This is a genomic window from Limnohabitans sp. (assembly GCF_046052765.1).
Classification (GTDB): domain Bacteria; phylum Pseudomonadota; class Gammaproteobacteria; order Burkholderiales; family Burkholderiaceae_C; genus Limnohabitans.
On record NZ_JAVLFQ010000034.1, the window covers coordinates 1 to 24,741 of the forward strand.

The 24,741-nt window shown below is 46.3% G+C and carries 27 protein-coding genes and 1 pseudogene; 16 read left to right on the plus strand and 12 right to left on the minus strand.

All coding sequences use genetic code 11. The features are described from left to right. Window positions 1-2: 2 nt before the first annotated feature. Together AC9UG7_RS04260 and AC9UG7_RS04265 are read left to right on the plus strand one after the other, a co-directional pair. On the plus strand, window positions 3-128 hold the full coding sequence (locus tag AC9UG7_RS04260; protein WP_509584757.1) for a DUF1330 domain-containing protein: 126 nt from the start codon (window positions 3-5) through the stop codon (window positions 126-128). A gap of 96 nt (window positions 129-224) precedes the next feature. Beyond that, window positions 225-584 carry a winged helix-turn-helix transcriptional regulator gene (locus AC9UG7_RS04265; RefSeq protein ID WP_509584628.1) on the plus strand — a complete coding sequence of 120 codons (360 nt, stop codon included), beginning with the start codon at window positions 225-227 and terminating at the stop codon, window positions 582-584. A gap of 617 nt (window positions 585-1,201) precedes the next feature. On the opposite strand, the gene AC9UG7_RS04270 is transcribed toward AC9UG7_RS04265, so the two are convergent. From AC9UG7_RS04270 to AC9UG7_RS04280, 3 genes and pseudogenes are all read right to left on the minus strand, one after another. Then, the gene (locus tag AC9UG7_RS04270) at window positions 1,202-2,692 is read right to left on the minus strand and encodes a sensor histidine kinase (protein WP_509584631.1); all 1,491 of its coding nucleotides are present in this window, start codon (window positions 2,690-2,692) and stop codon (window positions 1,202-1,204) included. 74 nt (window positions 2,693-2,766) lie between these two features. Then, window positions 2,767-3,810: pseudogene (locus AC9UG7_RS04275) on the minus strand (rod shape-determining protein). Window positions 3,811-3,870: 60 nt separating this feature from the next. Further along, on the minus strand, window positions 3,871-4,233 hold the full coding sequence (locus tag AC9UG7_RS04280; protein WP_509584634.1) for a helix-turn-helix domain-containing protein: 363 nt from the start codon (window positions 4,231-4,233) through the stop codon (window positions 3,871-3,873). A gap of 189 nt (window positions 4,234-4,422) precedes the next feature. Here AC9UG7_RS04280 and AC9UG7_RS04285 point away from each other — a divergent pair, with 189 nt between their 5' ends. After that, window positions 4,423-5,037, plus strand: a complete 615-nt coding sequence (locus AC9UG7_RS04285; RefSeq protein WP_509584636.1) for a response regulator transcription factor — start codon at window positions 4,423-4,425, stop codon at window positions 5,035-5,037. Window positions 5,038-5,277: 240 nt separating this feature from the next. On the opposite strand, the gene AC9UG7_RS04290 is transcribed toward AC9UG7_RS04285, so the two are convergent. From AC9UG7_RS04290 to AC9UG7_RS04315, 6 genes are all read right to left on the minus strand, one after another. Then, a complete protein-coding gene (locus tag AC9UG7_RS04290) occupies window positions 5,278-6,042 on the minus strand; it encodes a formylglycine-generating enzyme family protein (protein WP_509584639.1) in 765 nt (254 codons plus the stop codon). A gap of 12 nt (window positions 6,043-6,054) precedes the next feature. Beyond that, the gene (locus AC9UG7_RS04295; RefSeq protein ID WP_509584642.1) at window positions 6,055-6,954 is read right to left on the minus strand and encodes a hypothetical protein; all 900 of its coding nucleotides are present in this window, start codon (window positions 6,952-6,954) and stop codon (window positions 6,055-6,057) included. Beyond that, window positions 6,945-7,301 (minus strand): Rap1a/Tai family immunity protein, encoded by a 357-nt coding sequence (locus AC9UG7_RS04300; protein ID WP_509584645.1) that lies wholly within the window; start codon window positions 7,299-7,301, stop codon window positions 6,945-6,947. The genes AC9UG7_RS04295 and AC9UG7_RS04300 overlap by 10 nt, the downstream gene beginning before the upstream one ends. Next, window positions 7,288-7,599 carry a c-type cytochrome gene (locus tag AC9UG7_RS04305; RefSeq protein ID WP_509584647.1) on the minus strand — a complete coding sequence of 104 codons (312 nt, stop codon included), beginning with the start codon at window positions 7,597-7,599 and terminating at the stop codon, window positions 7,288-7,290. Before AC9UG7_RS04305 ends, AC9UG7_RS04300 begins: the two co-directional genes overlap by 14 nt. Before the next feature lie 81 nt (window positions 7,600-7,680). Further along, window positions 7,681-8,934 (minus strand): PQQ-dependent sugar dehydrogenase, encoded by a 1,254-nt coding sequence (locus AC9UG7_RS04310; RefSeq protein ID WP_509584650.1) that lies wholly within the window; start codon window positions 8,932-8,934, stop codon window positions 7,681-7,683. A 260-nt stretch (window positions 8,935-9,194) separates the two neighbouring features. Continuing rightward, entirely contained in the window at window positions 9,195-9,641 is a 447-nt protein-coding gene (locus AC9UG7_RS04315; RefSeq protein ID WP_509584653.1) for a tetratricopeptide repeat protein, read from the minus strand. 436 nt (window positions 9,642-10,077) lie between these two features. Between AC9UG7_RS04315 and AC9UG7_RS04320 the strand changes: the two genes are divergently transcribed. The 7 genes from AC9UG7_RS04320 (at window position 10,078) to AC9UG7_RS04350 (ending at window position 16,506) form a co-directional block, all read left to right on the plus strand. Further along, a complete protein-coding gene (locus AC9UG7_RS04320) occupies window positions 10,078-10,836 on the plus strand; it encodes a hypothetical protein (protein WP_509584656.1) in 759 nt (252 codons plus the stop codon). A gap of 135 nt (window positions 10,837-10,971) precedes the next feature. Further along, window positions 10,972-12,603, plus strand: a complete 1,632-nt coding sequence (locus AC9UG7_RS04325) for a long-chain-fatty-acid--CoA ligase (RefSeq protein ID WP_509584659.1) — start codon at window positions 10,972-10,974, stop codon at window positions 12,601-12,603. Window positions 12,604-12,627: 24 nt separating this feature from the next. Beyond that, entirely contained in the window at window positions 12,628-13,869 is a 1,242-nt protein-coding gene (locus AC9UG7_RS04330) for a branched-chain amino acid ABC transporter substrate-binding protein (RefSeq protein WP_509584662.1), read from the plus strand. A 103-nt stretch (window positions 13,870-13,972) separates the two neighbouring features. Beyond that, entirely contained in the window at window positions 13,973-14,323 is a 351-nt protein-coding gene (locus tag AC9UG7_RS04335) for a bactofilin family protein (protein ID WP_509584665.1), read from the plus strand. 126 nt (window positions 14,324-14,449) lie between these two features. Beyond that, window positions 14,450-15,331 (plus strand): dienelactone hydrolase family protein, encoded by an 882-nt coding sequence (locus tag AC9UG7_RS04340; protein ID WP_509584668.1) that lies wholly within the window; start codon window positions 14,450-14,452, stop codon window positions 15,329-15,331. Between the two features lie 20 nt (window positions 15,332-15,351). Then, a complete protein-coding gene (locus AC9UG7_RS04345) occupies window positions 15,352-16,167 on the plus strand; it encodes a ZIP family metal transporter (RefSeq protein ID WP_509584671.1) in 816 nt (271 codons plus the stop codon). 99 nt (window positions 16,168-16,266) lie between these two features. Further along, window positions 16,267-16,506 carry a CDGSH iron-sulfur domain-containing protein gene (locus tag AC9UG7_RS04350; protein WP_509584674.1) on the plus strand — a complete coding sequence of 80 codons (240 nt, stop codon included), beginning with the start codon at window positions 16,267-16,269 and terminating at the stop codon, window positions 16,504-16,506. A 35-nt stretch (window positions 16,507-16,541) separates the two neighbouring features. Here the strand turns inward: AC9UG7_RS04350 and AC9UG7_RS04355 are convergent, their stop codons facing one another. From AC9UG7_RS04355 to AC9UG7_RS04365, 3 genes are read right to left on the minus strand one after another with little or no spacing between them, the layout of a single operon-like run. Further along, window positions 16,542-17,390, minus strand: a complete 849-nt coding sequence (locus AC9UG7_RS04355; protein ID WP_509584677.1) for a sulfurtransferase — start codon at window positions 17,388-17,390, stop codon at window positions 16,542-16,544. A 2-nt stretch (window positions 17,391-17,392) separates the two neighbouring features. Beyond that, entirely contained in the window at window positions 17,393-18,289 is an 897-nt protein-coding gene (locus tag AC9UG7_RS04360; RefSeq protein WP_509584679.1) for a DMT family transporter, read from the minus strand. Then, the gene (locus tag AC9UG7_RS04365) at window positions 18,289-19,413 is read right to left on the minus strand and encodes an aromatic ring-hydroxylating oxygenase subunit alpha (protein WP_509584682.1); all 1,125 of its coding nucleotides are present in this window, start codon (window positions 19,411-19,413) and stop codon (window positions 18,289-18,291) included. Before AC9UG7_RS04365 ends, AC9UG7_RS04360 begins: the two co-directional genes overlap by 1 nt. Before the next feature lie 129 nt (window positions 19,414-19,542). Between AC9UG7_RS04365 and AC9UG7_RS04370 the strand changes: the two genes are divergently transcribed. The 6 genes from AC9UG7_RS04370 (at window position 19,543) to AC9UG7_RS04395 (ending at window position 24,738) form a co-directional block, all read left to right on the plus strand. After that, the gene (locus tag AC9UG7_RS04370; RefSeq protein WP_509584685.1) at window positions 19,543-19,803 is read left to right on the plus strand and encodes an exodeoxyribonuclease VII small subunit; all 261 of its coding nucleotides are present in this window, start codon (window positions 19,543-19,545) and stop codon (window positions 19,801-19,803) included. Continuing rightward, window positions 19,800-20,708, plus strand: coding sequence for a polyprenyl synthetase family protein (locus AC9UG7_RS04375; RefSeq protein ID WP_509584688.1), 909 nt, complete (start codon window positions 19,800-19,802; stop codon window positions 20,706-20,708). The genes AC9UG7_RS04370 and AC9UG7_RS04375 overlap by 4 nt, the downstream gene beginning before the upstream one ends. Window positions 20,709-20,762: 54 nt before the next feature. Then, window positions 20,763-21,353: an NnrU family protein gene (locus tag AC9UG7_RS04380; protein ID WP_509584690.1), complete on the plus strand. Its 591-nt coding sequence runs from the start codon at window positions 20,763-20,765 to the stop codon at window positions 21,351-21,353. Between the two features lie 180 nt (window positions 21,354-21,533). Continuing rightward, entirely contained in the window at window positions 21,534-22,439 is a 906-nt protein-coding gene (locus tag AC9UG7_RS04385) for a polyprenyl synthetase family protein (protein ID WP_509584693.1), read from the plus strand. A 12-nt stretch (window positions 22,440-22,451) separates the two neighbouring features. Beyond that, on the plus strand, window positions 22,452-23,612 hold the full coding sequence (locus AC9UG7_RS04390; RefSeq protein ID WP_509584696.1) for a methyltransferase: 1,161 nt from the start codon (window positions 22,452-22,454) through the stop codon (window positions 23,610-23,612). Window positions 23,613-23,730: 118 nt separating this feature from the next. Continuing rightward, window positions 23,731-24,738 (plus strand): chlorophyllide a reductase iron protein subunit X, encoded by a 1,008-nt coding sequence (locus AC9UG7_RS04395; protein WP_509584698.1) that lies wholly within the window; start codon window positions 23,731-23,733, stop codon window positions 24,736-24,738. Window positions 24,739-24,741: the final 3 nt, after the last annotated feature.

Sequence of the window (24,741 nt, forward strand, 5' to 3'; positions counted from 1 at the left end):
TTTTGAAGTTTCCAAGTTTAGAAATGGCTCAGAATTGGTATAACTCCTCAGAATACAAGCCATTGAAGGAGCTTAGGATCAACGAATTGACAGAGCATGGACAAATTCTGTTAATTGAAGGTATGTGAATGGACTCGGAAATGTCAACAATCTAGAGTTAGATTGATGCTTGGATTCTTCATTTGCTATTGAAAATAAAATATCTCTTCAACAAGGAGTTGCAAGTGGGAAACAAAGACAGTCAAATGGAATGGCGTTCTCAATGTCCGATAAGTTCGGCATTGGACGTCATTGGCGATAAATGGTCGCTTTTGGTTATTCGTGATTTGATTATTCACGGTGCGCGAACTTACTCTCAATTGCTAGACTCAGCAGAGCATATTTCTACTAATATCTTGGCAAGCAGACTTGAGCTTCTGACATTTTTCAAAGTTATTGAACGAACAAATCCAGTAGGTTCGCGAAACAATGCATTCAAACTTACAAAAGCAGGGCTTGCACTAAAGCCTGCTATTGAATCATTGGCAAAATGGTCAGGTAAGTATTTACAAGACTTTCATGAAAACATAGTTCAATTACGCTAAAGCGTGTATTCATCTCTGAAATGCACTATTTTCCTCGCAACATATTCAAGTGCTGTTGCATCTCTAGTTCAAGAAGATGACGCTGGTCGTGGAGTTTGGGGGGTGAATTCGTTTTGGCATCGTCCTGTTGCTGGACGAATGTCAAGGTGTCGGTTCAACCGACACTGTTGCCCCAGGGTAGATAGATCTATAGGGTCTAGACACAGTTTGCTTGCTGCGCCGCCGGGGCAGGGTTGAGAAGTAGAAGGGGTGGTAGGAGGTGTCGTGAGAAATGACACTCCAACATCAGCAGATGGATTCAAACATCAACTCAATATCAAATTGAATTTACTGTTCAAACTTTAGAATCAAACAAGAAATAAATATGCTGTAAAAAATCCTTCAACGAAGAGCGAAATGGATTTGTGAAAGGATAAGCGAGCTGCAAGGCTCGCTATCAATACACCGCTAATGGATTAAGTAATTTCACAAATGCCATGTCATGGGTTCAAGCATACAAAGTCTGGTGTGGGTAAAAATCACCACCTTGAAAAGTCAAGTACTGGGTGCTAATTTTTCACAATGAAAAAAATAATTTGAACTCACCTCAAACTTCTATAAAAGTTGATGTTGGATTTTTAATAACACATAGAAGTAGTTGTAATAGGTAGATCAACAGTAAAGGTGGATCCTTTATTGATTTCTGTCTCAAAATTTATTGTTCCTTTATGTGACTCAACAATAGTCTTTGACAGCCACAAACCAATACCCATACCAGAATCCTTATTGGTTCTAAGTAAGTCAAACACTACGGCTTGTATTTCTGGTGAGATACCACTGCCATTGTCCATAACCGTTAGTCGAGTTTGGTCTACATTTAATTCAGTATATATTTGGATATGCTTAGAGCCTTTGAAATCTTGAGTGAATGCTTCACTGGCGTTTGTAATTAGGTTCAAAAGTACTTGTTGCAATTGGGATTTGTCGCCTGTGATGGTTAATGGCTGTGAACTTAGATCCACCTCTAAATGAATTGATTGTTTCTGTAAAGTAGAGCGGCACAACAAAACCACATCATTCACAAGTTCGTTTAAGTCAAATTCCGAGATTGACTTTCTACCACTGCCAAACATATTTCGAAGAGTGGAAATAATAGTAGCTGCTCGTTGATTGGCATTTCGCAAACCAGCCATTGCAATATCAATATTTTCGTCATGATTTAGCTTAGATTCATGATCATTGAGGACCAATTCAATCATGTCTGTATTTAGTTGAATCACAGTTAGTGGTTGATTCAACTCATGTGCCAAGCTCGCTACCAGTGCACCCATACCAGCAGTTTTATTGAAGAGACTAAGCTGTCTAATGATTTCCTCTCTCTCCTCAAGTAATTTTTTAAGGGTAAGACCGTTACGTTGCATGGCATCTGCTCGCTCACTTGTTAGTGACAGTTCAAGAGCTACGGCTGATTTTTTTCGTTCAGCAATTTCAAGAAAAATGCGAAGAAACGCAATATTTGAAAGTGTGATCGCCATGAATTGCCCAATGACCATTTGAGCTTGATGCCAGCTTGGTGCATAAATATCTTGGATGGATCCTGCCGTCCATACGCCAATTGCACGAACAGCAAGAGTGCTGGTGAGTATCAATCCTGCCCACATTAATAGTCTCGCACCCAGTGAATCTTGCTTTCTTTGTAGCTTGAGGCCAATCCGAAAATAATCAAAGCAAAGTAATGCATAAAAAGCATTGAACACAATCAACGCTTCCCAATCGGCTTGCATAAATTCAATCAAGTAGACAAAAAAAATGAAATAGCAAATGTTGAATATGTTGTAAGCCCTGTAAACCTGTGTCTGTGGTTCTGGCAGCAAGTACATTCGAAGAGCGACCATGCGTCCCCAGTTTCCTATTAACATCAAAAGCTGAGCTACGTAGTAAAAAAATATATCGGGTACATGACCACGCATGGCTAACAAAACAACCGCCATACCGCTAAACATGCCCGAAGCACACCACAGCTTTACTTGAAGACTTCGGTACTCTTGCAAGGCAAGCCAAATTGCTCCGTGCAAGATCAAATACACGAAGCAGATCATGAAAATAGTTGTTTGGGTATCTAAAGGCATTTGTAGCAGACTATAAGATCATTTAATGTATGCCATCAGTCATATATCAGTTCAATGATGGCATGATAGCCAATTCATTCACTTGAGAATATTCCGCTCAAGCCTTCTAATCGCTCTAGAGCCATTCCACATCCTCTGACAACGCAGGTTAAAGGTTCTTCAGCAACAATTACAGGAAGGCCAGTTTCCTCAGAAATCATCTTGTCTAAATCTTTCAATAGTGCCCCACCACCAGTGAGCACTATGCCTCTCTCGGCAATGTCAGAACTTAGTTCAGGGGGTGTACTTTCTAAAGCCATTTTGATTGCATTCACCAAGCCATTGAGTGGCTCAGTAAGTGCTTCCATGATTTAACTCGTTGATACGGAAAAAGACTGCGGTATGCCAAGCGCCAAGTTTCTGCCAGTTATCTCCATCTCTTTGAACTCAGCACTGGGGTATGCAACACCTATATTTTTTTTCAATGATTCTGCTGTTTGGTCCCCAATTAACATCCCGAAGTTTCTTCTTATATAGTTAATGATGGCTTCATCAAATTTATCACCGCCAATACGGACACTTCCTTTGTAAACCATGCCCCCTAATGAAATAATCCCTACCTCGGTTGTTCCGCCACCTATATCTACAACCATTGATCCACATGCATCTGCCACAGGCAGTCCAGCACCAATCGCAGCTGCCATGGGCTCCTCGATTAAAAATACTTCGGAAGCTCCGGCACCAATAGCTGATTCACGTATCGCTCTGCGCTCTACTTGCGTGGAACCACATGGCACACAAATGATGATGCGAGGGCTGGGTCGCAAAATACTTTTGGGATGTATGGTACGAATGAAGTGCTTGAGCATTTGCTCAGTGATTGTGAAATCTGCAATCACGCCGTCTTTCATCGGTCGTATAGCCTCTATGCTGTATGGCACTCTTCCCAGCATGGACTTGGCTTCTGTGCCTACAGCAATGACATTTTTCTTTCCACCGACTCCAGCAACATGCTGTATAGCAACAACGGAAGGTTCATTAAGAACAACACCTAATTTTTTAGCATAAATTAACGTATTGGCAGTGCCAAGATCTATTGCTAAATCTGTTGAGTACCATTGCGTTAGAAAAGTAAACAGTCTCATCTGGAACTGTTAGTCATGTGATCCTCAGGAATATACAAATCATTGGCTTTAGGGTTAATTTCTTCCATCATTGGTCTTCGTGGGTTCAGTGTGTGAAATCGATTTCAATAGAAAAGCTGGAATTTTCTGCGCAGGATTTGATGGTGTACTGGATGATCGTGTAATGTCGGTGAATACTAATTCTGGCAACACAACACCAAACTTTTTTGCATACAACCGAGCATGCCAAATTAAAGATTGCGTACTTTTTTTGAAGAATGCTGTGTTGCCTTCTTCAATTGCATTAACGTGGTCCCGGCTCATACCCAGCAGTTTGCTGGTTTGATCAAGGGATAAACCTTTCGAAGTTCGCGCTTCTTTGAGTAAAAGCCCAGTCGCAATTACTTTGTCTGGGTCTGATGCAGAGTCATTTGACATAGATTACTCATAGCATTCAAAAATGATCATTTAATATCACATTAACGATGCATTTACAGCATCCCTAAAGGGGGATGAATTTCATTTCAATATGCAATGGTAAACCCTAATAACTAATGCTTTTTTAATAATGTGTATTGAAATCCGTGCCCGATCAGAATTGAAGTTTCTTGTGTAATAGTAGTGACCATGTCAAAGATTGGGCACATTTTTTTAGTTGACGACGATAGCGATATACGCATCCATTTAGGAAACATGCTGCGGCAACTTGGTTACGCAGCAAGCGAATATTCAAATGCCGCAGAATTTCTCAACTCAGCCAAACCTGTGTCTCCAGCAGTACTTGTCTTAGATATGCGTATGCCTTTAATGAGTGGCTTAGAACTCCAAAATTCATTGCTCTCGCGAGGTTGGGATTTGCCTATCATTTTTATGAGTGGTGAAAGTCAGAATCAAGAAATCATAGATGCAATGAAAAACGGTGCACTTGATTTTTTATGGAAACCATTTTCCTATAAGCAACTCATTGATGTAATCGATAAAGGAATCCAGATTGATATCGTCAGAACTTCAAAAAAAAATCGTTTAGATAAAGTGTCGAATCTTTACCAAGAACTTAGTGAGAGAGAAAAAACCATGTTCAAGTTGATTCTGTCAGGACATGGGAATAAATCCATAGCTTTGTCTACTGGTTTGATGTCAGATACTGTTAAAAAACATAGGGCTCAAATTTTTGCAAAGATGCAAGTTGAATCTTTAGCAGAGTTAATTGAATTTTGTAATGATTTTTTGCCATCTTCTTAAAATTTTGGTTACTGAATAAATTTCCTGCTGCCGACACAAATAAGGTGCTTAGCTTATAAATTAAGCCCTACAGCGAAAGATCAACTGAGCCCAGCAGCCAACGCTACCCAGCTGGTGAATAACATCTTGTCTGACCACGGAGTTCCAAACATTCAGCGGTACTCAAGTGGCTTCGCGGATGCATTAACAGTCACGGAAGTGGATAGCAGCAGGTGGTTTGAATGGCAGCCGTCTAAAGTTTTATTCTTCTCTAACTACACGTAACCCGCTGAAACTATAAGAAATTTCAGACTCGACAAAGAATCGGGTAGTGGTTTTAAGAAATTGAGGGCTAAGATTCCACGATCCTCCTCGTAAAACACGTAAGGAACATTCACCAGTCTCCCAAGCTTTGCCATCATCAGGGGCTGAAACGTACTCTACATTCCAACAATCTTGTATCCACTGGTAGACGTTTCCAACCATGTCATACAAGCCAAATGGGTTGGGTTTTTTTTGACCAACCGCTTGCGTTTTCCCATTCGAGTTTTCTGAGTACCAAGCATAGTCGTATGCTAATTTTTCATCACTACCCCAAAAAAAATCAGATGTGGTTCCAGCTTTTGCTGCATATTCCCACTCAGATTCAGAAGGTAATCTGTATTTTTTTTCGGTTACTTGACTGAGTTTTTGAACAAACAATTGGGCATCATCCCAAGATATATTTTCGACAGGTAATAAATCGCCTTTGTTTTTACTGGGGTTGTTTCCCATTAATGCAAACCACTGCGCTTGAGTGACTGCATATTTACCCATTGCAAATCCACGTACATGAACCAAGTGCTGAGGCTTCTCGTTATTGTGTCGTGGTTTTTCGTTGCTGTGTTCTCGTTGATGTAAGGAGACTGAACCCATTAAAAAGCTACCAGATGGTATTTCCACCATCTCGGGACACTCTGAGCAGTCTTTGAATGCCCAGGACGAACCCGCATACATCATCAAAGAAATAGCCAGTATTTTTCTCATGATTCTCAATTGTTATTGGCGATCAAAAGCTTCTGTGAATTCCACGGCAAGTTCTGAAGAATTCCCCAAGCCTTGATAATGGATTTTTATTTTCATCCCAGCGAGCGGTTGTTGCGGTTCTATAAGACTGCCCAAACTCAGTAAGTCACCGGCTTTGAGTTTTATTCCCGCTTGCTTTAAGGCTTTGGCAAGCCAAATAGCAGCATTCAGAGGATGACCCATCAATACATCAGCTTGGCCTGAACCAAGCTCTATACTGTCTCGGCTTTCGTCCACCATTCGCACTTTCAAGGTAGCCAAGGCATCAGCAAAATCTTGTGTTGCTTGAACAGGTATTTCAGCCCCTTTGATACCACCGCGGAATGAAAGATTGGTGGCTACCCATTCGTTAGCAGTATGAGTCCCAGAAAGCATGAGATCGCTGAGTTCAATGAATGGCATGACAGAATCAATGTGCTTCAACGCTTCCAGCGGACTGGTCGATTCAGCCAAGCCTTCGTCTTTGACTTCAATCAACAAATTGGCATCAAACAAAGGGTATGCCCCGAAATTAGCGGGAATGACAGCGATGATATCGATCAAATTGCGCTCAAACATGAAGCCCCAGCGAGGCTGCTCCGTGTTGTAAGCCATGCGTGAGTTTTGAGTCACGAAGCCTATTTTGTAACCGCTCAGGGCACCAAGGTGCTTGGGCAATTTTTTGGCCAGCTTGAATTTGGCGCATTCGGCATCACTCTCGCTTAAGCCCGAACCAAAACCAGTGGTGGAAACACCTTTGGCAAAAGCAGCCAAATACTTGTCAACAGTTGCGTCGTCTGGACAAAGCGAATTAGCTGCAGTTGAGCATAACAATGCCCCAATACAAGCTGTAAGTCTGCAATGCCCTTTCAATGTCAAAAACATCAAACGCATGGAAAGTTAGCCACCATGATCTCTCGCACGACGCTGGCTGCGTTGTAACGCAAGAGTTCAGGTCGTTGTTGCAACTGAAGAACTACCAACTCCGTAATCTGGTTGATTTCGGTATTTTCATTCATACAAACAGGTACAGATTTCGTGAGCATCAAGGTATCCACAACACCCATGATGTAATTTCGCCCACTGAAGCGCACGTCCTCTTGCGGGGAAAGCAAGCTTGACTGCAATTCAGAGGCCGTCAAAAAGCGGATACTCTGCGCCGCATGGATAGACGCTACAGGCCCAACGCACATTAAGCCGGCAAGACAAACTGCTTGCACAAAATGATCAGGGAGCTTCAACGGTGACCTTGATTGAGTTGTACCAAGCAGAGAGTTGATTGATTTCCGCATCGGTCAATGGCTTGGCTATGTAACTCATGACTTCATGCTGACGTTTTCCACTGCGATAGTTTTTTAACTGCTCGCTCAAATAAATAGCTTGCTGACCTGCAAGGTTCGGTGCGCCGGGCATGGTTGCCAGGCCATTAGGTCCGTGGCAAAGAGCGCAGGCGGCATCTGCTTTTACACGGCCGTTTTCAGCGTCGTCTGCAAAACTGTTGAGGACGCAAAACGCTAATAAAAAAACTAATTTCTTCATTTTTCTCTTGTAAAAAAGCGGGGACTCGTGAGAGACCCCGCTAGTAAACACAACACAGACCGAAGCCTGTGTCAAAACTGATTACTGACCGGTGTAGCTGATGCGGTAGATTGCACCTGCGTAGTCATCAGAGACCAGGATAGAGCCGTCAGGCAGGTTTGCCACGTCAACTGGGCGACCAAGCGCACGTTGGGTGGTTTTGTCTAAGAAGCCGTCAGCAAAAACTTCTGCAGGACCTGCGTTGCCATCGGCCTTGATTGGCACGAAGTTGATCAGGTATCCGCTAGGTGTGCTGCGGTTCCAAGAACCGTGTGAAGCCACAAACAAACCACCTTGGTACTTGGCAGGGAAAGCCTTGCCAGTGTAGTGAGCCACGCCCAATTGTGCTTGGTGAGCAGGGAACTCGACTTGAGGATAGGTCATGCCTGCTGGCTCTTTCATGTCTTTCAGGTCAGGAGCTGCAGAAGAACCAGCCACTTTGAAATGACCGTTGTAGAAGGGAAAACCGAAGTGTTCGCCAGCCTTGGTCAACTTGTTCAGTTCGCCTGGAGGAATGTCGTCACCCAAACCGTCGACTTGGTTGTCGGTTGTCCAGATGTCGCCCTTTGGCCCAATGGTGATACCAGCAGGATTACGCATGCCTTTAGCGTAAACCATGCGGCCAGTACCATCTAAGCCGTTATAGCGAACAACACCACCGATACCGACTTCGTCATACAAAGCAACTTTGTCTTTGGGCTGAACGTTGTAAGGCTGGCCCAATGTCACGTAGATTTTGCCGTCGTTGGCAACTTTACAAACGCGACCGGTGTGGTTGAATGACTGCTCTTCGACAGGAATCAACTTACCTTCTGGAACGATAGTGCCGACAGCAACGTCCGGACCTTCGTAGAAGTATTCGGCAGCTGGGAAGTGCAGAATGCGGTTAGATTCAGTCACCACTAGGAAACCGTCTTTGGTAAAGCAAACACCATTGGGGTTGCTGAATTTGATGGCTGGAGCAAAAGGTTTGACTTCAGTTGCTGCGTCACCGTTGTTGCGGTTGGTCACTGCCCAAACAGTTGTTTTACGTGTACCGACAAACAACATGTTTGTTGAAGGTGCGACAGCCATGTAACGCGCATCAGGCACAACAGCGTACAAGTCGATTTTGAAACCCTCGGGCAACTTGATTTTTTTCAAGTTTGCACGGATGGCATCTGCATTCTTACCTTCTTGTGGAATGGTAGGAATGTTCATGTTGGTGTCTGTGTTGCCCATGCGTTGCAGGGTGGACAGATTTTTGTCTTGAGCAAATGTTGATGTAGAAACCAACGCAGCTATAGCAAAAGTCATGGCTGAGATTTTTTTAAAGCTCACTTGATAGTCCTTAAACTTACTGTAGGCAAAATTACCTGCGAATATCTTATCAATAAAGGAGACTTCCCATACAAAATATCCTTACTAGGGTTTATCTTAGATCAAATGTATTTGAATCAATTTGGATTCAATATTATTCAAATTCAGATCGACACGCAGCGCGATCCACGACCCGTCAAGTCCGACACCTGTTAAGAGGTTGGGCCGATCCGTCTGGCCATTGAAGAATGCCTGACCTATTTGTTTGATTTAAATGCTTGAATGCTCTTCTTGAGATCGCGGTATTCTTCGCAGCTGAAAGTGCAAATCTGGTCTAGTCGCTTCAGTAGTGACTCCGCACCAGTTAAATCATTTTTTAAAAGCAAAAGTTCACCGTAATATTCTAGTGCTCCTTTGTGCTTAGGATCGATGTCAAGTGCAGTTTGATAGTAATTTTCTGATTTAACCAAATCGGGTGGAGATTTCTTTCTATGGGTGTATCCCATCAGATTATTCCAATCAGCTGAATTCTTTTGCTCTGAGTTTTTAGCCAATATTTCAATGGCTGCTTCATATTTTTTAGCTTTGATAGCTTGACGTGCCTCAGTTAACCAAGTTGGCGTTTGTTGGAAATTGTTAGGCGTATCGTCTGCAACTGCGAAAAATGCAAAAAACAAAGCTGTTATGAACAATACAAATTTCATACATTCTTTCATCAACCAATTAAAAACTTAATATCAAGAAACACCTGATTTACAGCTTAGCATATGGATTGTTCGATGAGGATTTAAACAATATTCATTAAAAAATATGTTCTATAGCCATCAAAGTTGATTTGCGAGACTGGGGCAAAGGTATGGCCTGGCATTTTTTACCAATCCAGTCGGAGTTAAATTGGCTGAATTTATCAACCTTAGGTTTTTTACTAGACACGTTGGTCAAATTAAGTGGTACAAGGTAGGCATTGAGCCAAGTGATTTTTTTGTCAATAGAAAGGAAAGGGTCTGCCAATCTGAGCAGTTTGGATTTCCAAACAGGTTTTGGCAGTTTGCATCAAAGGAAAGAAAACTTAGCAAAAAGAATAAACTAGCGTTGTGGCGTATTGACATAAGCAATGTAAAAATTTTTATGAATCATATCTTGGCAATCAAATTGGAATTGGAGTCACTGAGTTGGACATCCAAGTTTTTAATAATCTATGGGTTGATGATGTTTTTCGCATTGATATTGACCTACGCATGGTCAATCAACGACGATAGGTTTATCCGAGGGGTAGGTATTTGGGTTAAACCCATGAAATTCATGGCAGCAACAGCCATGTTTGCATTGACTACAGTGTGGGTGCTCAAAGTTGCGAATTCACATGTTGATCAAACCAATACCTATGTCTGGATAGTGGCATTGTTGGTATCCACCTCTTTATTTGAAGTCGTTTATATCAGCTACCAAGCTTCCCAAGCCTCTGCATCGCACTACAACGTCAGCGATCCCTTTCATGCGTTCATGTTTGGCGTTATGGGGCTTGCCGCCGTTGGATTGACTGCGTCACAAGCTTGGTTGGCATGGGAAATTTGGAAGGAGCAACGTGGCGCAAACATGCCTGTTGAAACCTTGGGAGTTGTTATTGGATTGACCATGACCTTTGTTCTCTCCACGGTCAGCGGTTTCATGCTGGGTGGCAATCAACCACCTGCAGGGCAAGGATTACCCATAGTTGGTTGGCACATGGTTAAAGATATTCGACCTGCACACTTTCTTGGCGTACATGCCCAGCAATTGATCCCTTTGTGGGGTTTGATAGCTGCCAAATACATGGACTCATTGGCTCAAGGTATGTTGATTTCAGGCTCTATGTTGTATTTTGTCATCTGGGGTATCACGACTTGGCTAAGCATTTAGTGCAGCTTAAGCCATCATTGTCGAATCAACCCACACAACGGCATCTGTCTGAAAAACAAAAGCCTAGATCAAAGATCTGTTTTGTCTATGCCTACAATGTGAACGGTTTTTGACAATCCATCGAAAAGGTCTGAAATGAGTTTAATCGGAAGCATGATGGATAGGCCACTGCTGATCTCAGCTATTTTGGAGCATGGGGCAGATCAATTTGGCCAACAAGAAATTGTCAGTCGCGAAACTCACGGGCCTTTGCATCGTTATTTATTCATAGACATGGCCAGAAGATCAAAAAAACTGGCTAATGCTTTATCAGGTTTGGGTTTAAAGCCAGGCAGCGTAGTTGGCTCAATTGCTTGGAATAACTATAGACATATAGAAGCGTATTTCGGCGTTTCTGGCAGTGGCATGGTCATGCATACTTGCAATCCCCGCTTACACACAGAACAACTTGCTTTCATCATCAACCACGCAGAAGATGACGTTATCTTATTTGATGCGACTTTTGCGCCGTTGATACATTCACTTGTTGCCCATTGTGCGAATGTGAAGCATTGGATTTGTTTAAGTGATTCTGAGAACACGCCAACCATTGACGGCGTAAAGTTGATGAGCTACGAAGACCTCATTGCGTCACACAGCGAAATTTTTGAATGGCCCGAGCTCGATGAAAAATCGGGAGCTGCTCTTTGTTACACCTCAGGCACTACCGGTAACCCCAAAGGGGTGATGTATTCGCACAGAGCCATTGCGCTGAGTGCATTATCTGCATGCGCACCTAACGTTTTGTGTATTTCTTCTCAAGATACGGTATTGCCCGTAGTTCCCATGTTCCATATCAATGCTTGGTGTTTACCTTATGCATCAATGATTGCTGGTGCGAAATTGGTGCTGCCAGGACCTAAGTTAGATGGTGCAAGCTTGTATGAAATGATGGAGTCAGAGAAGGTGACCATCAGTGCAGGCGTTCCCACTATTTGGATGGCGCTGATTCAACATTTAGAGCACCATAATCTCGCCTTTTCAACAATGCGCAGAACAGGTGTAGGTGGTTCAGCCATGCCTCAATCGTTGATTGCAAAATTCAATGATGTTTACAACGTAGATGTTCGGCATGGGTGGGGAATGACGGAAACAACTGCAATTGCAACCATGAGCAATATCGGTTTGGAAGAATCAAATTTAACGCATCAACAACGCCAAGAAATTATTGCTAAGCAAGGCAAAACAGTGTTTGGTGTTGAATTAAAAGTGGTAGATGAAGAAGGAAATTCTTTACCTAGAGATGGTTCTTCTCAAGGTGAATTGATGGTGCGTGGGCAGTGGATAGTTGACAACTACCACAAGGCGGATAAGTCGGCGCTGGTCAACGGTTGGTTTCCGACGGGGGATATTGCAACTATTTCTTCAGACGGGATCATGCATATTCGAGATCGTTCAAAAGACGTCATCAAGTCTGGCGGCGAATGGATCAGCTCTATCGATATGGAAAATGCAGCCATGTCCCATCCCCATATAGCGATGGCCGCGGTGATTGGCGTCAAGCATCCGCAATGGGATGAACGTCCATTGCTTTTATTGGTACTTAAGCCTGAGATGTCGCTAGGCAAGCAAGAAGTGAAAGATTTTCTCAGTGAGCGGGTGGCCAAATGGTGGATACCAGATGAAGTATTGTTTGTGAATTCCTTGCCTGTAGGTGGTACGGGCAAGGTGCAAAAAAATGAGTTGAGAAATAAGTACGGAAATATTTACACATCCTTTGATAGTTAATTAAAAAATTTTTTGGAGTTTGTCATGAGTTACCTATCGGTTTTTCGAGTTCTGATCTGCCCCATTTTCTTGATCCTAGCTTTCCATGTACAAGCAGCTGAAACTGTCAAGATCGGATTTATTGATTTGCTGTCTGGGCCTTTTGCTTTGACAGGGCAGGGGTCATTGAAGCAATTGAAAGAAGTGGTCGATCAACTGAATGCGAAGTCCGCGCCAACAGATCCCAAATTCGAAGTGGTTGAATTTGATAACAAAGGATCCACGCAGGAAAGTGTCAATATGCTCAAAGCTGCGACAGATCGCGGCATTCATTTCATTACGCAAGGGGGCGGATCGGGTGTTGCACTGACACTGGTCGATGCCATCAATAAACTTGCAGAGCGCGAGCCTGAAAGAGCGGTAGTCTATTTAAATTATGCGGCGATGGATCCGTCGCTGACCAATGACCGTTGCAGTTTCTGGCATTTCCGCTTTTATCCATCAAGTGAAATGAAAATGGAGGCGCTGACAACGTATTTGGTCGGACGTAAAGATATACAAAAAGTGTATCTCTTCAACCAAGACTATACCCACGGTCGTCAAGTATCCAAGGCAGCCAAAGAATATGTGGCGAGAAAAAGAGCTGACATACAACTGGTAGGTGATGAATTCATTCCCATAGCTCAGGTCAGGGATTTTGCGCCCTACATTGCAAAAATAGCTGCCACTGGTGCAGATACCGTCATTACATCTAACTGGGGCAGTGACTTAACACTTCTTTTAAAAAGTGCGAAAGATTATGGTTTGAATGTGAACTTCTTCACTTTGAACGCCAACAATCCAGGGACTCCTGCACAAATTGGGTCTTGGGGTGTTGGCAAAGTGAATGTCATTTGGAATTGGAACCACAACGCCAATACGCCTGAACTTGAAAAAATTTACGTGGCCTACAAAAAGAAATTTAACGAAGACTTTATATTTGCCGCACACTGGAATTCAATGAATATGCTGCTTGCAGCCATTCGCAAAGCCAAATCAACTGATGCAAAACAAGTAGCCTTTGCGTTAGAGGGTATGACCTACCAAAGTCCATTGGGCGAAGTAAAAATGCGAAAGACAGACCATCAACTCGAAGCGCCTTTGTATTTAGGCGTATGGGCCAAGCAAGGCAGTAAAGGCGTGAAATACGATGCTGAGAACACCGGTTACGGCTTTCGAACAGAGGTGGTTTGGGATAGCTACATCAGCTCTCAACCCACATCGTGTCAGATGAAGCGACCGTCTTAGCCAAACCCTGAATAAGTCGATTTTCAGGGTTGCAAGCAATTGCAAGCCGGTTTTTTGACATATGCCATATGATTAGACTTAATTAATTAATTCAAATATCCCAATGTCTACCGAACCTATTGCAAAAAAATCCAATCTCAATAATGATTTATTTATACCTAGCGGTGTCACATTTGTAGGAACTATCAATGTGCCAGGACTGGCTCAGATTAATGGAGACATCACAGGTGAGATTACTTGCAAAGAACTTGATGTGGGGCCGCAGGGCAATATCAAAGGGAAAGTGCATGCACAGTTAATTGAAGTGCATGGTCAATTAGAAAACGATATCAATTGCACTGGATTGGTAAAGATACACAACACGGGCAAAGTTTCTGGCAAGCTTACCTATTCCGAGATTGATATTGAACGTGGCGGGCAATTTGTGGGTGTAATGAGTAGCACCAAGTCTTAAAGACTCTCATTTCTCATCACTACTTTTTAAAAGTAAACTATGCTTGGCTAAAGCTAATGGCTAAGATAAAAAATGCTTGGCTTTTGAAAATGCTTAATCATTATTTTTTCCAGGGCTGAATCCAATATGAATCCTTCAACTGGCAAAGATTCTCAATCGACACAGATGCAACTGAGCCACTCAACCAGACGAACTTTGTTAAAGACGGCATTAGGTGTTGGATATGCTGCTTGCTTGCCTTTGCCCGCCCAAACGGCCATACGTACATCAGGCGAGAATTTATTGCACGGCGAGGTCTTGATTGATGTCAATGGTTTTCAAATGCCAGCTTACAGAAGTATGCCCGCAGGTCGTTCTCAATATCCGGTTGTATTGGTTGTATCTGAAATATTTGGTGTGCATGAATACATTGCAGACATCACCAGACGATTGGCGCATCAGGGCTACATGGCCATCGCTCCCGAGTTAATGAAGCGCCAAGGTGATCCAGGCAGTTACGCTGACATGGGAAAGTTGATAGCAGAGGTGGTATCTAAAGTACCGGATGCTCAGGTCATGTCTGATTTGGATGCCACAGTTGCATGGGCTTCGCGCAACGGTGGCGATACAACAAAACTGGGTATCACGGGTTTTTGTTGGGGAGGGCGAATCACCTGGCTGTATGCGGCGCATCAACCTCAGGTCAAGGTAGCTGTGGCTTGGTACGGTAAATTGGTGGGTAAAAACTCCTCTCTCACACCCTTTCACCCGCTCGATATTGCAAATGATTTGAAAGCGCCAGTATTAGGCCTGTACGCAAGTGCAGATACTGGTATTCCCATGGAAAGTGTTTCGAATATGCAGGATCAATTGGCTAAAGGACAAAAGGGCTTCACAAGTAACATACACGTTTATCAAGATGCGCCACATGCATTCCATGCTGATTACCGATCTAGCTACAGACAAGCGCAAGCCGAAGATGGATGGCAGCGTATGCTCCAATGGTTTTTACGCCATGGTGTCACTTGATTTTTTAATGTGATTGAGACGTGAATTTAACGCTGCTGGCTATTTTCGCTGGAACCTTGGTCGCAGGGGTAGGCAGTGTCTTACTCGCTGCTGTATTTGCCCGTGCATTGATGACACGTTTTACACAACATTTGTTAAGTCTTGCCGCAGGGGCTTTGTTGGCAACGGCATTCATGCATTTATTACCTGAAGCATTTGAATCCGAGATCACTCCACAGATGTTGTTCATGACATTGTTGGCAGGGTTGGTGTTTTTCTTTTTACTCGACAAGGCTGAGTTATGGCACCACGGTCATGAGCACAGCGATGGACATTCCCATCAGCATGCGCACGACCTTACACACCTTCACACTGACCATTCGCATTCCCAGGATGACGCTGGGTTTGCCGGTAGTTGGGCGGTCTTAACAGGGGACAGTGTGCATGCCTTTGGTGACGGCATATTGGTCGCAGCAGCTTTCATGACCAATTTCACTTTAGGCGCTGCGGCGTCCGTTGCCGTTCTGGCGCATGAAATTCCACACCATATGGGAGACTTGGCTGTGTTGCAGCGAGGCTTTGGCCACGGTCGGACGGCTTTGTTCAAATTATGTCTGGCCGGTGGTGTCACTATTGTCGGAGGCTTGCTGGGGTATTTTCTGATCGAGGGTCATGAAACTTGGTTGCCATTCATGCTGGTGATCGCAAGCAGCAGTTATGTGTATGTAGCTTTGGCAGATTTGATACCCCAGTTGCAGAAACGTTTATCTGCCACAGAGACCGCTATGCAAATTGTCTGGCTATTGGCTGGGATTGCTTTAGTCACTCTAGCCACACAATCCATGCATATTCATTAAATGTTTATTGATAGGGGTCAAGCGACACAGATATTTTTTTAAATGTTTCTTTGAGCTGGGCTTATCATGAAGCTTCATTCAAATTCAAAGGAGTTTTTCATGGATCCCCATATTGCACAAAAAGCGCCTTACAAAGTAGATGTTGAGGCTGGTAAAAGCTATTACTGGTGTTCGTGTGGCCAAAGTAAATCTCAGCCTTTTTGTGATGGTTCACACAAAGGTTCAGACTTCACGCCTCAGAAATTTGATGCGGATGAAAGCAAGACGGTGTATTTTTGTGGTTGCAAGCACAGTGCCAACAAACCTTTATGCGATGGTGCGCACAATAAATTGGCTTGATCTAAAAAAACAGACTGGCTAAGCCGGCTGTTTTTTTAACCTTGTGCACAAGGCAGGCCAGGTGTGTTGCTCCACTCGCTCCAACTGCCTGCATAAAGGGCTGTGCGACCCATACCGGCAACCTCCATCGCCAAAATATTAGGTATGGCACTGATGCCGCTGCCACAGTGGTGTACCACCCCCGAGTGTTCATGACCTGCCAACAAAGCTTCAAATTCAGTGCGCAAAGTTTGCGCAGTTTTCATTTTTCCATCAGCACTTATATTGTTACTAAACGGACGGTTCAATGCGCCGGGGATATGACCAGCTACCGGATCAAACGGCTCGGTTTCGCCCTTGTAACGTGCAGGTGCACGGGCATCCACTATGGTTTGTGCCGGTTTGCCCAATGAAGCCATCACATCGGTTGTGTGTTTCAAAACCACCAGCGGATCAAGTAGTTCAAACTTTGTTGCTAAGGGTTTTGGAACTCTTCCATGTTGCACTTCACCAGCATCAGCTAGCCACGCTTGCAATCCGCCGTCTAGCACTGCCACGGCCTCATGGCCGCACCATTTCAGCATCCACCACAGCCGGCCGCAGTAGTTCATGCCTTGCCTATCGTAAACAACAACTTGGGTTGTGTTGGATACACCTTGGGAAGCAAGCCAAGACGCGAAATGTTCGCGTGAAGGCAGAGGGTGGCGTCCGCCGTTGACAGCCAAGTTTTTGTCGTGCGTTGATAAATCGGAATTGATATCAGCAAACAAGGCATTTGGAATATGTTTTTCTTCGTACTGTTCAATACCGGCTTGTGGGTTGGTCAAGTCCGCGCTGCAATCAAATATGCGTATATCACTTGAAAAATTTTTTAATTCTGAAGCTGAAATGAGTGTGGTGTACATGGTTAATGTTCCTCGGCAGGTGAATCAGGTACGGCGCGGGTACGCAAGACGGTGGAGGCGATGCCGCTGGAGATGATAAGCAGCATACCCAGCCAACCTATCCATGGCAATTGTTCATCAAATAAGAATAAGCCATACAAAGCAGCAAACACAATACCTGAGTATTGGAGATTGGCTACCACCAATGTAGCGCCTTGTGAGTATGCGCGGGTCAAACACATTTGCCCTAAGGACGCCAATATGCCAATGGGTAACAACCACATGGCATGCGACCACTCCCAGGTGGACAAGCCGGTAACCGCCATACCGACCAAACCAGCTACGGAGGTACCCAATGCAAAATAAAACACAATCCGAGCCACGGGCTCTCCGGCGCGACCCAAAGCCATGACGTGCATATAGGCAAATGCAGAAATAAAACCCGACATCAAACCCACCAGTCCGGCAAACACCTGATCTTGTTCAATGGTGGGGCGTAGCATCAGCACAACCCCAGCAAAACCACTGAGTACAGCAAGCACTAACGGACCCTGGCGGCTGGCGTCATTGACAGTGCCTGACAACGTACCCATCAAAGTGCCGCCAACCAGAAAAGCTGCGATCCAAACACTGCTCATATAGTTCAATGTCATCGCTGTCGCAAGAGGCAGTTTGCCAATGGCATAAAACCAGAAACCCAACGAGGTGACGCCCACAATATTGCGCCAAAAATGCATGGCAGGGACTGGGGTACGAAGGCTCAGGCCTGCAAAACGCGCATATGCAGCCATCATCACCAAACTGATAAATCCACGAAAAAATACCAGTTCACTGGCTTGGAAATACGCAGATGCAAATTTGACACATACCCCCATGCTGGCCAAAAAAGCAGCCGCCAGCAACATCCATAGCGCTTGCATTAGGCTTGTTGTGCCATGTGCTTGTGGTACCACTCGTGAAAGTGCTGCATGCCGTCTTCCATGGGACTTTGGTAAGGCCCGACTTGGTTGTCGCCGCGTTGCATCAATGCCATGCGACCTTGATCCATGCGTTCAGCGATCTCATCGTCTTCAATACAAGTTTCCATGTAAGCAGCACGTTGCGCTTGGACAAAATCTGGTTCGAATGCAACGATCTCTTCAGGATAAAAGAACTCGACGATGTTCATCGTTTTGTTCGTACCCATCGGATGAAGGGTTGACACAGTCAGCACATGCGGGTACCACTCGACCATGATGTGAGGGTAATAGGTCAACCAAATGGCGCCGTGTTGAGGAGGTTCGCCGCTGTTGTAATTGAGCAAAGCGTGATGCCAACGTTCGTAAACCGGACTGCCAGCTTTGCCTAAGCGGTTGGCGACGCCTACGGTTTGAACGGAATAGTTTTCTTTTAATTCCCATTGCAAATCGTCACAGGTGACGAAGTTGCCCAAGCCTGGGTGAAACGGACCCACGTGGTAATCCTCAAGATAAACCTCAATGAATGTTTTCCAGTTGTAGTTGCACTCATGCATTTCCACATGGTTGAGCGCATAGCCTGAAAAATCAAGTTGTTTACGTGGACCCAGATTCGCCATGTCTTGGGCCACATTTCTGCCATTGGCTTCGAACAACATGCCGTTCCACTCTTGCAGTGGGTAATTTTCCAGATTAAGACACGGGTCTTGTTGGAAATGCGGCGCACCTAGCAATAGGCCTTCGGGGGAATACGTCCAGCGGTGCAACGGGCAGACGACATTGCCGCCCATGGCCTTGGCTGGGTCATTCAAGTTGCCGCGCCCTTTGAGCATGACCGCCTGACGGTGTCTGCAGACATTGGATATAAGTTGGATACCTTTTGCCGTGCGCACCAAGGCTCTGCCTTCGTTTTCTTGCGGTAAGGCGTAATAATCACCTATCTCAGGAACTGACAACACATGGCCGATGTAGCGCGGCCCCTGTTTGAACAGATATTGCAATTCGCGCTGGTACAGCGCTGGGTCAAAATAGCTTGTAACTGGGAGTTGGCCAATGGCCTGCTGCAGTTGAAGACTTAAATCAGACATTCGACGTCCTGACCTAAAGACTCCCCACAGGGAGAGAGAAAAAAACTGGCTCAATGCCAGGCGGAGGGTGATTGTAGCCGTGTGGCAGCAGACACCTACAATCTCGCAAACCCTGACTCCACATACACCATGACCAAGGCCTCCCAAACACCAGCCAACGGCACATCCGCACAAGCGCAACCCAACAGCTACGAATCCGCAGTGCAGGAATTGGAGCAATTGGTTGCGCGAATGGAATCCGGCCAAATGCCATTGGCTGATATGTTGCAGTCTTATCAGCGCGGCGCATTTTTGCTTGAACATTGCCGCAGCCAGCTACAAGCCGTTGAAGCGCAGATTCAAGTCTTAGAAGCGGGTACTTTGAAGAATTGGTCAGGCGCAACGGAATGAACAGCTTTGACATCCAAGCTTGGAGTAGCCGACAGTTGATGTCGGTTGAGCAATCGCTCATGCAATGGGTACCTGCAGATGCGCCTGCAGGACTGGGTGAAGCCATGCGTTACGCTGTTCTAGACGGTGGCAAGCGTTTAAGACCGCTGTTGGTTTTGGCCAGTATGCAAGCCTGTGCAGGTGACCAACTCACTGCGCCTATGTCAGAGGCTGGTATGCGTGCTGCATGTGCGGTTGAATTGATTCATGCGTATTCGTTGGTCCACGACGATATGCCTTGTATGGACAACGATGTACTCAGGCGCGGTAAACCCACGGTGCATGTGAAATACGGGCAGGCCGGTGCGCTACTGGCTGGGGATGCACTGCAATCATTAGCGTTTGAATTATTGACACCCCAAGACAGCGCTATCCCTGCACAAGTACAAGCCCGCTTGTGCGGTTTGCTCGCGCACGGCGCCGGCCATGCCGGCATGGCCGGAGGCCAGGCCATCGACTTGGCAAGCGTTGGCATACAACTGTCTATCGCGCAATTGCGACAAATGCATCGCTGCAAGACTGGGGCATTGCTGGAAACCAGTGTGCTCATGGGAGCGCAAGCCGCGCAGGCAAGTATGCAAGCGACGAATGCCTTGCTATCCTATGGTCAGGCTTTGGGCATTGCGTTTCAAGTGGTTGACGACATATTGGACGTCACGGCAGATACGTCCACGTTGGGCAAAACCGCAGGCAAGGACGCAGAAAACAACAAGCCCACCTATGTGTCTTTCTTGGGCTTAGATGGCGCCAGAAAAGAAGCGGCAGCATTGGCAGCGCAGGCGCAACAGGCGTTGGCAGACAGTGCACTGTTGCAAACGCAGGCTTTACAGGGTTTGGCGGATTGGGTGTTGCAGCGTCAACATTGAAGCAGTTCACCGTGGCTTGATACGGTGTTTACTTAGGTGAAACCGAGGAAAAAAATGTCATTATTTATTTTGGGATTGGTTCTGTTTTTAGGCAGCCACTCTGTGCGTGTGTTTGCCGATGGCTGGCGCAGCAAAATGATCGAGAATATGGGCGAAAAAATGTTCAAAGGCATGTACAGCGTGGCCTCATTGGTCGGGTTTGTGTTGCTGGTGTATGGATTTAGCCAAATTCGCTGGGAGAGTCCGGTGTTGTGGAACCCTCCTTTGGCAACGCGGCATATCGCTGCTGTTTTGATGTTGATTGCCATGGTCTTACTGGTGGCTAGCCAAGTTCCGCACAACGCTATCAAAGACAAACTCGGCCATCCGATGGTCTTGTCTGTCAAGGTATGGGCCTTGGCGCATTTATTGGCCAATGGCAAGCAGGCAGATTTGGTGTTGTTCGGTGCGTTCCTGGTCTGGTCGGTGCTCAACTTCCGAGCTGCCAGACAACGTGACCGACACGTTCAAGCGGACGGCACTGCGGTGGAACCTACAGCTTCCCCCAACACATGGCGTGTGGTTGTGATTGGCGTGGTTGCATGGGCTATTTTGTTGTTTGGCGGACATACTTGGTTGTTTGCTGTGAGTCCATTGGGCTGGTAAGCCCGCCACACCCTGTCTGCGCAAGCCTTCATGACAGATTTCATCAGTTAAAGATCCCCGGTAATTCGGGTCAACCCTTATATATAGCCATTGACAAAGTCAAGTGTCATGTTAAATTGACACTTGTGGATGTCGCTTTGAATTGTCGAGGCGGCGGTTGCCACCCCACCAGGGGGTCACATGAGCTTAATAGTACGCATAGAAACTGCGCTTAAACATCATTTTTTAATGACCCAAGGTGCCAGTGCACCGCCTCGATTGATGGAAGCCATGCGACACGCGGTATTTCCGGGTGGCGCACGTATACGTCCTCAGCTTTGCATCGCCGTGGCCAAGGCATGTGGTGAAAATGATTCAGGCCTGACCAATGCCACAGCAGTTGCCATTGAGTTGATGCACTGTGCTTCGCTGGTTCATGACGATATGCCGTGTTTTGACAATGCTGATACGCGCAGGGGGCAGGTCACTGTCCATAAACAATTTGGTGAATCACTTGCGCTTTTGACGGGCGATGCCTTGATCGTCATGGCTTACCAAGTGCTCGCGCGCAGCGGTCGTTTACATCCTATGCGCACGGTCGAGTTATTTAACGTGATCAGTGATGGCGTTGGTGCACCCGATGGCATCGTTGCCGGTCAGGCTTGGGAATGCGAATCCCGGGTGGAGCTCAGTCAGTACCAACGCGCTAAAACCGGCGCTTTGTTTGTCGCAGCAACGTGTGGCGGCGCATTGGCCGCAGGCGTTGACCCCCAGCCATGGCGCAAGCTTGGCGACACTTTGGGCGAAGCCTACCAAGTCGCCGACGATATCCGTGACGTGATGATGCAAGCCGATCAATTGGGTAAGCCTGCGGGTCAGGACGCGCACTTGGGTCGTCCGAGTGCCGCCGCAGATTTGGGATTGGTCGGTGCGCTCGACTATTTCAATAACCTGATGCAAACCGCTGCGGACTCGGTTCCAGCTTGTGAAAGCCGTGCCGCCATGCGTCAATTGGTTTTGAGCGAATCCGAACGATTGGTGCCACCCTCTGCATGCGAAATGATTACCCGTCAGCATGCTACTCAATCGTCGCGCGTCAGCGCTTGACAGGCGTCGAGCATGAAAAGCCTGGACCTGGCCAAGCCAACGCAAGCGCGGGGTTTTTCTAGACCGGGATGGCGCCAGCAACTCGATCAGTGGCTAGACCAGCGAATGACCTCACCTGCTTTTTACCGGTGGGCAATTTCCAATCCGTTGACACGCTGGGTCACACGCAGGCGTGCAGCCCAATTATTTGATGTCATGGCGGGATTTGTACACAGCCAAGTCTTGCTGGCATGTGTGCGTTTGAACCTGTTTGAATTGTTACGCGATAAACCACGTTCGCTTGAACAATTGGCGCAACACGGACGCATGCCAGTGGCCGCTATGCAGCGCTTATTGCAGTCAGCGGTGGCTATTCGATTGATTGAATTGCGTGGCTACAACCGCTATGGGCTGGGTGCCTTGGGCGCGCCGGTGGCTGCCGACCCCGGTTTGCGATTAATGATTGAACACAACGCGGTTTTATTCGATGACATGCGCGACCCACTGGCGTTGCTGCGCGACGAAATTCAGCCGCATATGCAGGCCTGCTGGCCGTATATGAACGGCGACAACCCGCAGGGTTGGGAAGCAGAAAAAGTAGCACGTTATTCAGAACTGATGTCGGCGTCACAACGCTTTGTGATTGAGGAATTGTTGGCCTCCTATGACTTCTCGGTGCACCAGCAGGTGTTGGATATTGGGGGCGGCAAGGGTGGCTGGGTGTTGGCTTTGGCACAAAAAGTACCGGCGCTTGAATTGCACATGATGGATCTTCCGCCGGTGGCTGCGCTGGCTGCATCACGCATGGAAAAGGCTGGGGTGTCAGAACGTGTCAAGGTGCACGGCGGCAGTTTCATCAGCAACGCATTACCCGCTGGCGCCGATCTGGTCACGCTGGTGCGGGTAGCGCATGACCACCCAGATGCGGTTGTCAAAGCCTTGCTGAACAAGATTTACCAGATGTTGCCCAGTGGCGGTCGAATGTTGCTGGCTGAACCCATGGCACAGCCCGCTGGTGAAAAACCAGTGGGTGATGCTTATTTTCACTTTTATCTGCTTGCGATGGGTAGTGGGCGCTTACGTACTCCTCAAGAGCTGCGAAGTCTGATGCTGGAAGCAGGTTTTGATTCGGTTGAGCCGATTGCGAATCCCATGCCCATGCACACACGCTTGTTGCTTGGACAGAAAAGATAAGTGAATACCCTTGTATGCCAGATAAAACGTCAATTAGAGTTGACACAAATTACTGTAAATCTAACAATACAGACAAGACAAGTGCATTTTCATCCTAGGTTGGTTAACGGAGAGACTGATGAGTGACCCTAACAGCAATGAAAAGCCCATCCAATTCGTCGAACGGCTGCGCGAAGAGGCATTCCAAGAGCCTGATGCCGTGCATACGGGCGAAGTGACCAAAGAAACACAGGTCATTGCCATTTACGGCAAAGGCGGCATTGGTAAAAGCTTTACGTTGGCCAACCTCAGCTACATGATGGCCCAGCAGGGTAAAAAAGTGTTGCTGATTGGCTGCGACCCTAAAAGTGACACCACCAGTCTGCTGTTCGGCGGCAAAGCTTGTCCGACCATCATCGAAACATCCTCCAAGAAAAAACTCGCAGGCGAAGAAGTCAAGATCGGCGATGTTTGCTTCATTCGTGACGGGGTGTTTGCCATGGAACTCGGCGGACCAGAAGTCGGGCGCGGCTGCGGTGGACGCGGCATCATCCACGGTTTTGAAACGCTGGAAAAACTCGGTTTCCATGAGTGGGGTTTTGACTACGTATTGCTCGACTTTTTAGGCGATGTGGTGTGTGGCGGTTTCGGTTTGCCGATTGCCCGTGACATGTGTCAAAAAGTCATCGTTGTGGCATCCAACGATTTGCAGTCGCTGTATGTCGCAAACAACGTCTGTAGCGCTGTTGAATATTTCCGCAAACTCGGCGGTAATGTAGGTGTAGCGGGCATGGTCATCAACAAAGACGATGGCACAGGTGAAGCGCAATCATTCGCAGCCAATGCAGGTATCCCTGTGCTGGCAGCTATTCCTGCCAACGAAGATATTCGCCGCAAAAGTGCAAGCTACGAAATCATCGGCAAGCCTGATGGCGAATGGGGTTCGTTGTTTGCAGAGTTGGCCAAAAACGTGGCAGAGGCACCGCCCCAGCGACCCAAGCCCCAAACACAGGATCAGTTGCTCGGTTTGTTCAGTGCCGACGTTACCGGACGGGACTTTGTCATGACACCTGCAACTGAAGTGGACATGACCGGCAAGACAGTCATTGACAGGCCAACCCTCGAAGTGGTTTACGACGAAGTCTGAGAC

What these genes read in the sequence shown, in the direction of transcription:
- AC9UG7_RS04375 (WP_509584688.1), top strand. Translation starts at nt 19,800, where the DNA reads ATGAACAGCTTTGACATCCAAGCTTGGAGTAGCCGACAGTTGATGTCG.
- AC9UG7_RS04310 (WP_509584650.1), bottom strand. Translation starts at nt 8,934, where the DNA reads ATGACTTTTGCTATAGCTGCGTTGGTTTCTACATCAACATTTGCTCAA.
- AC9UG7_RS04280 (WP_509584634.1), bottom strand. Translation starts at nt 4,233, where the DNA reads ATGTCAAATGACTCTGCATCAGACCCAGACAAAGTAATTGCGACTGGG.
- AC9UG7_RS04330 (WP_509584662.1), top strand. Translation starts at nt 12,628, where the DNA reads ATGAGTTACCTATCGGTTTTTCGAGTTCTGATCTGCCCCATTTTCTTG.
- AC9UG7_RS04295 (WP_509584642.1), bottom strand. Translation starts at nt 6,954, where the DNA reads ATGCGTTTGATGTTTTTGACATTGAAAGGGCATTGCAGACTTACAGCT.
- AC9UG7_RS04305 (WP_509584647.1), bottom strand. Translation starts at nt 7,599, where the DNA reads ATGAAGAAATTAGTTTTTTTATTAGCGTTTTGCGTCCTCAACAGTTTT.
- AC9UG7_RS04290 (WP_509584639.1), bottom strand. Translation starts at nt 6,042, where the DNA reads ATGAGAAAAATACTGGCTATTTCTTTGATGATGTATGCGGGTTCGTCC.
- AC9UG7_RS04325 (WP_509584659.1), top strand. Translation starts at nt 10,972, where the DNA reads ATGAGTTTAATCGGAAGCATGATGGATAGGCCACTGCTGATCTCAGCT.
- AC9UG7_RS04360 (WP_509584679.1), bottom strand. Translation starts at nt 18,289, where the DNA reads ATGCAAGCGCTATGGATGTTGCTGGCGGCTGCTTTTTTGGCCAGCATG.
- AC9UG7_RS04315 (WP_509584653.1), bottom strand. Translation starts at nt 9,641, where the DNA reads ATGAAATTTGTATTGTTCATAACAGCTTTGTTTTTTGCATTTTTCGCA.
- AC9UG7_RS04380 (WP_509584690.1), top strand. Translation starts at nt 20,763, where the DNA reads ATGTCATTATTTATTTTGGGATTGGTTCTGTTTTTAGGCAGCCACTCT.
- AC9UG7_RS04335 (WP_509584665.1), top strand. Translation starts at nt 13,973, where the DNA reads ATGTCTACCGAACCTATTGCAAAAAAATCCAATCTCAATAATGATTTA.
- AC9UG7_RS04270 (WP_509584631.1), bottom strand. Translation starts at nt 2,692, where the DNA reads ATGCCTTTAGATACCCAAACAACTATTTTCATGATCTGCTTCGTGTAT.
- AC9UG7_RS04285 (WP_509584636.1), top strand. Translation starts at nt 4,423, where the DNA reads ATGTCAAAGATTGGGCACATTTTTTTAGTTGACGACGATAGCGATATA.
- AC9UG7_RS04370 (WP_509584685.1), top strand. Translation starts at nt 19,543, where the DNA reads ATGACCAAGGCCTCCCAAACACCAGCCAACGGCACATCCGCACAAGCG.
- AC9UG7_RS04395 (WP_509584698.1), top strand. Translation starts at nt 23,731, where the DNA reads ATGAGTGACCCTAACAGCAATGAAAAGCCCATCCAATTCGTCGAACGG.
- AC9UG7_RS04365 (WP_509584682.1), bottom strand. Translation starts at nt 19,413, where the DNA reads ATGTCTGATTTAAGTCTTCAACTGCAGCAGGCCATTGGCCAACTCCCA.
- AC9UG7_RS04340 (WP_509584668.1), top strand. Translation starts at nt 14,450, where the DNA reads ATGAATCCTTCAACTGGCAAAGATTCTCAATCGACACAGATGCAACTG.
- AC9UG7_RS04350 (WP_509584674.1), top strand. Translation starts at nt 16,267, where the DNA reads ATGGATCCCCATATTGCACAAAAAGCGCCTTACAAAGTAGATGTTGAG.
- AC9UG7_RS04355 (WP_509584677.1), bottom strand. Translation starts at nt 17,390, where the DNA reads ATGTACACCACACTCATTTCAGCTTCAGAATTAAAAAATTTTTCAAGT.
- AC9UG7_RS04390 (WP_509584696.1), top strand. Translation starts at nt 22,452, where the DNA reads ATGAAAAGCCTGGACCTGGCCAAGCCAACGCAAGCGCGGGGTTTTTCT.
- AC9UG7_RS04385 (WP_509584693.1), top strand. Translation starts at nt 21,534, where the DNA reads ATGAGCTTAATAGTACGCATAGAAACTGCGCTTAAACATCATTTTTTA.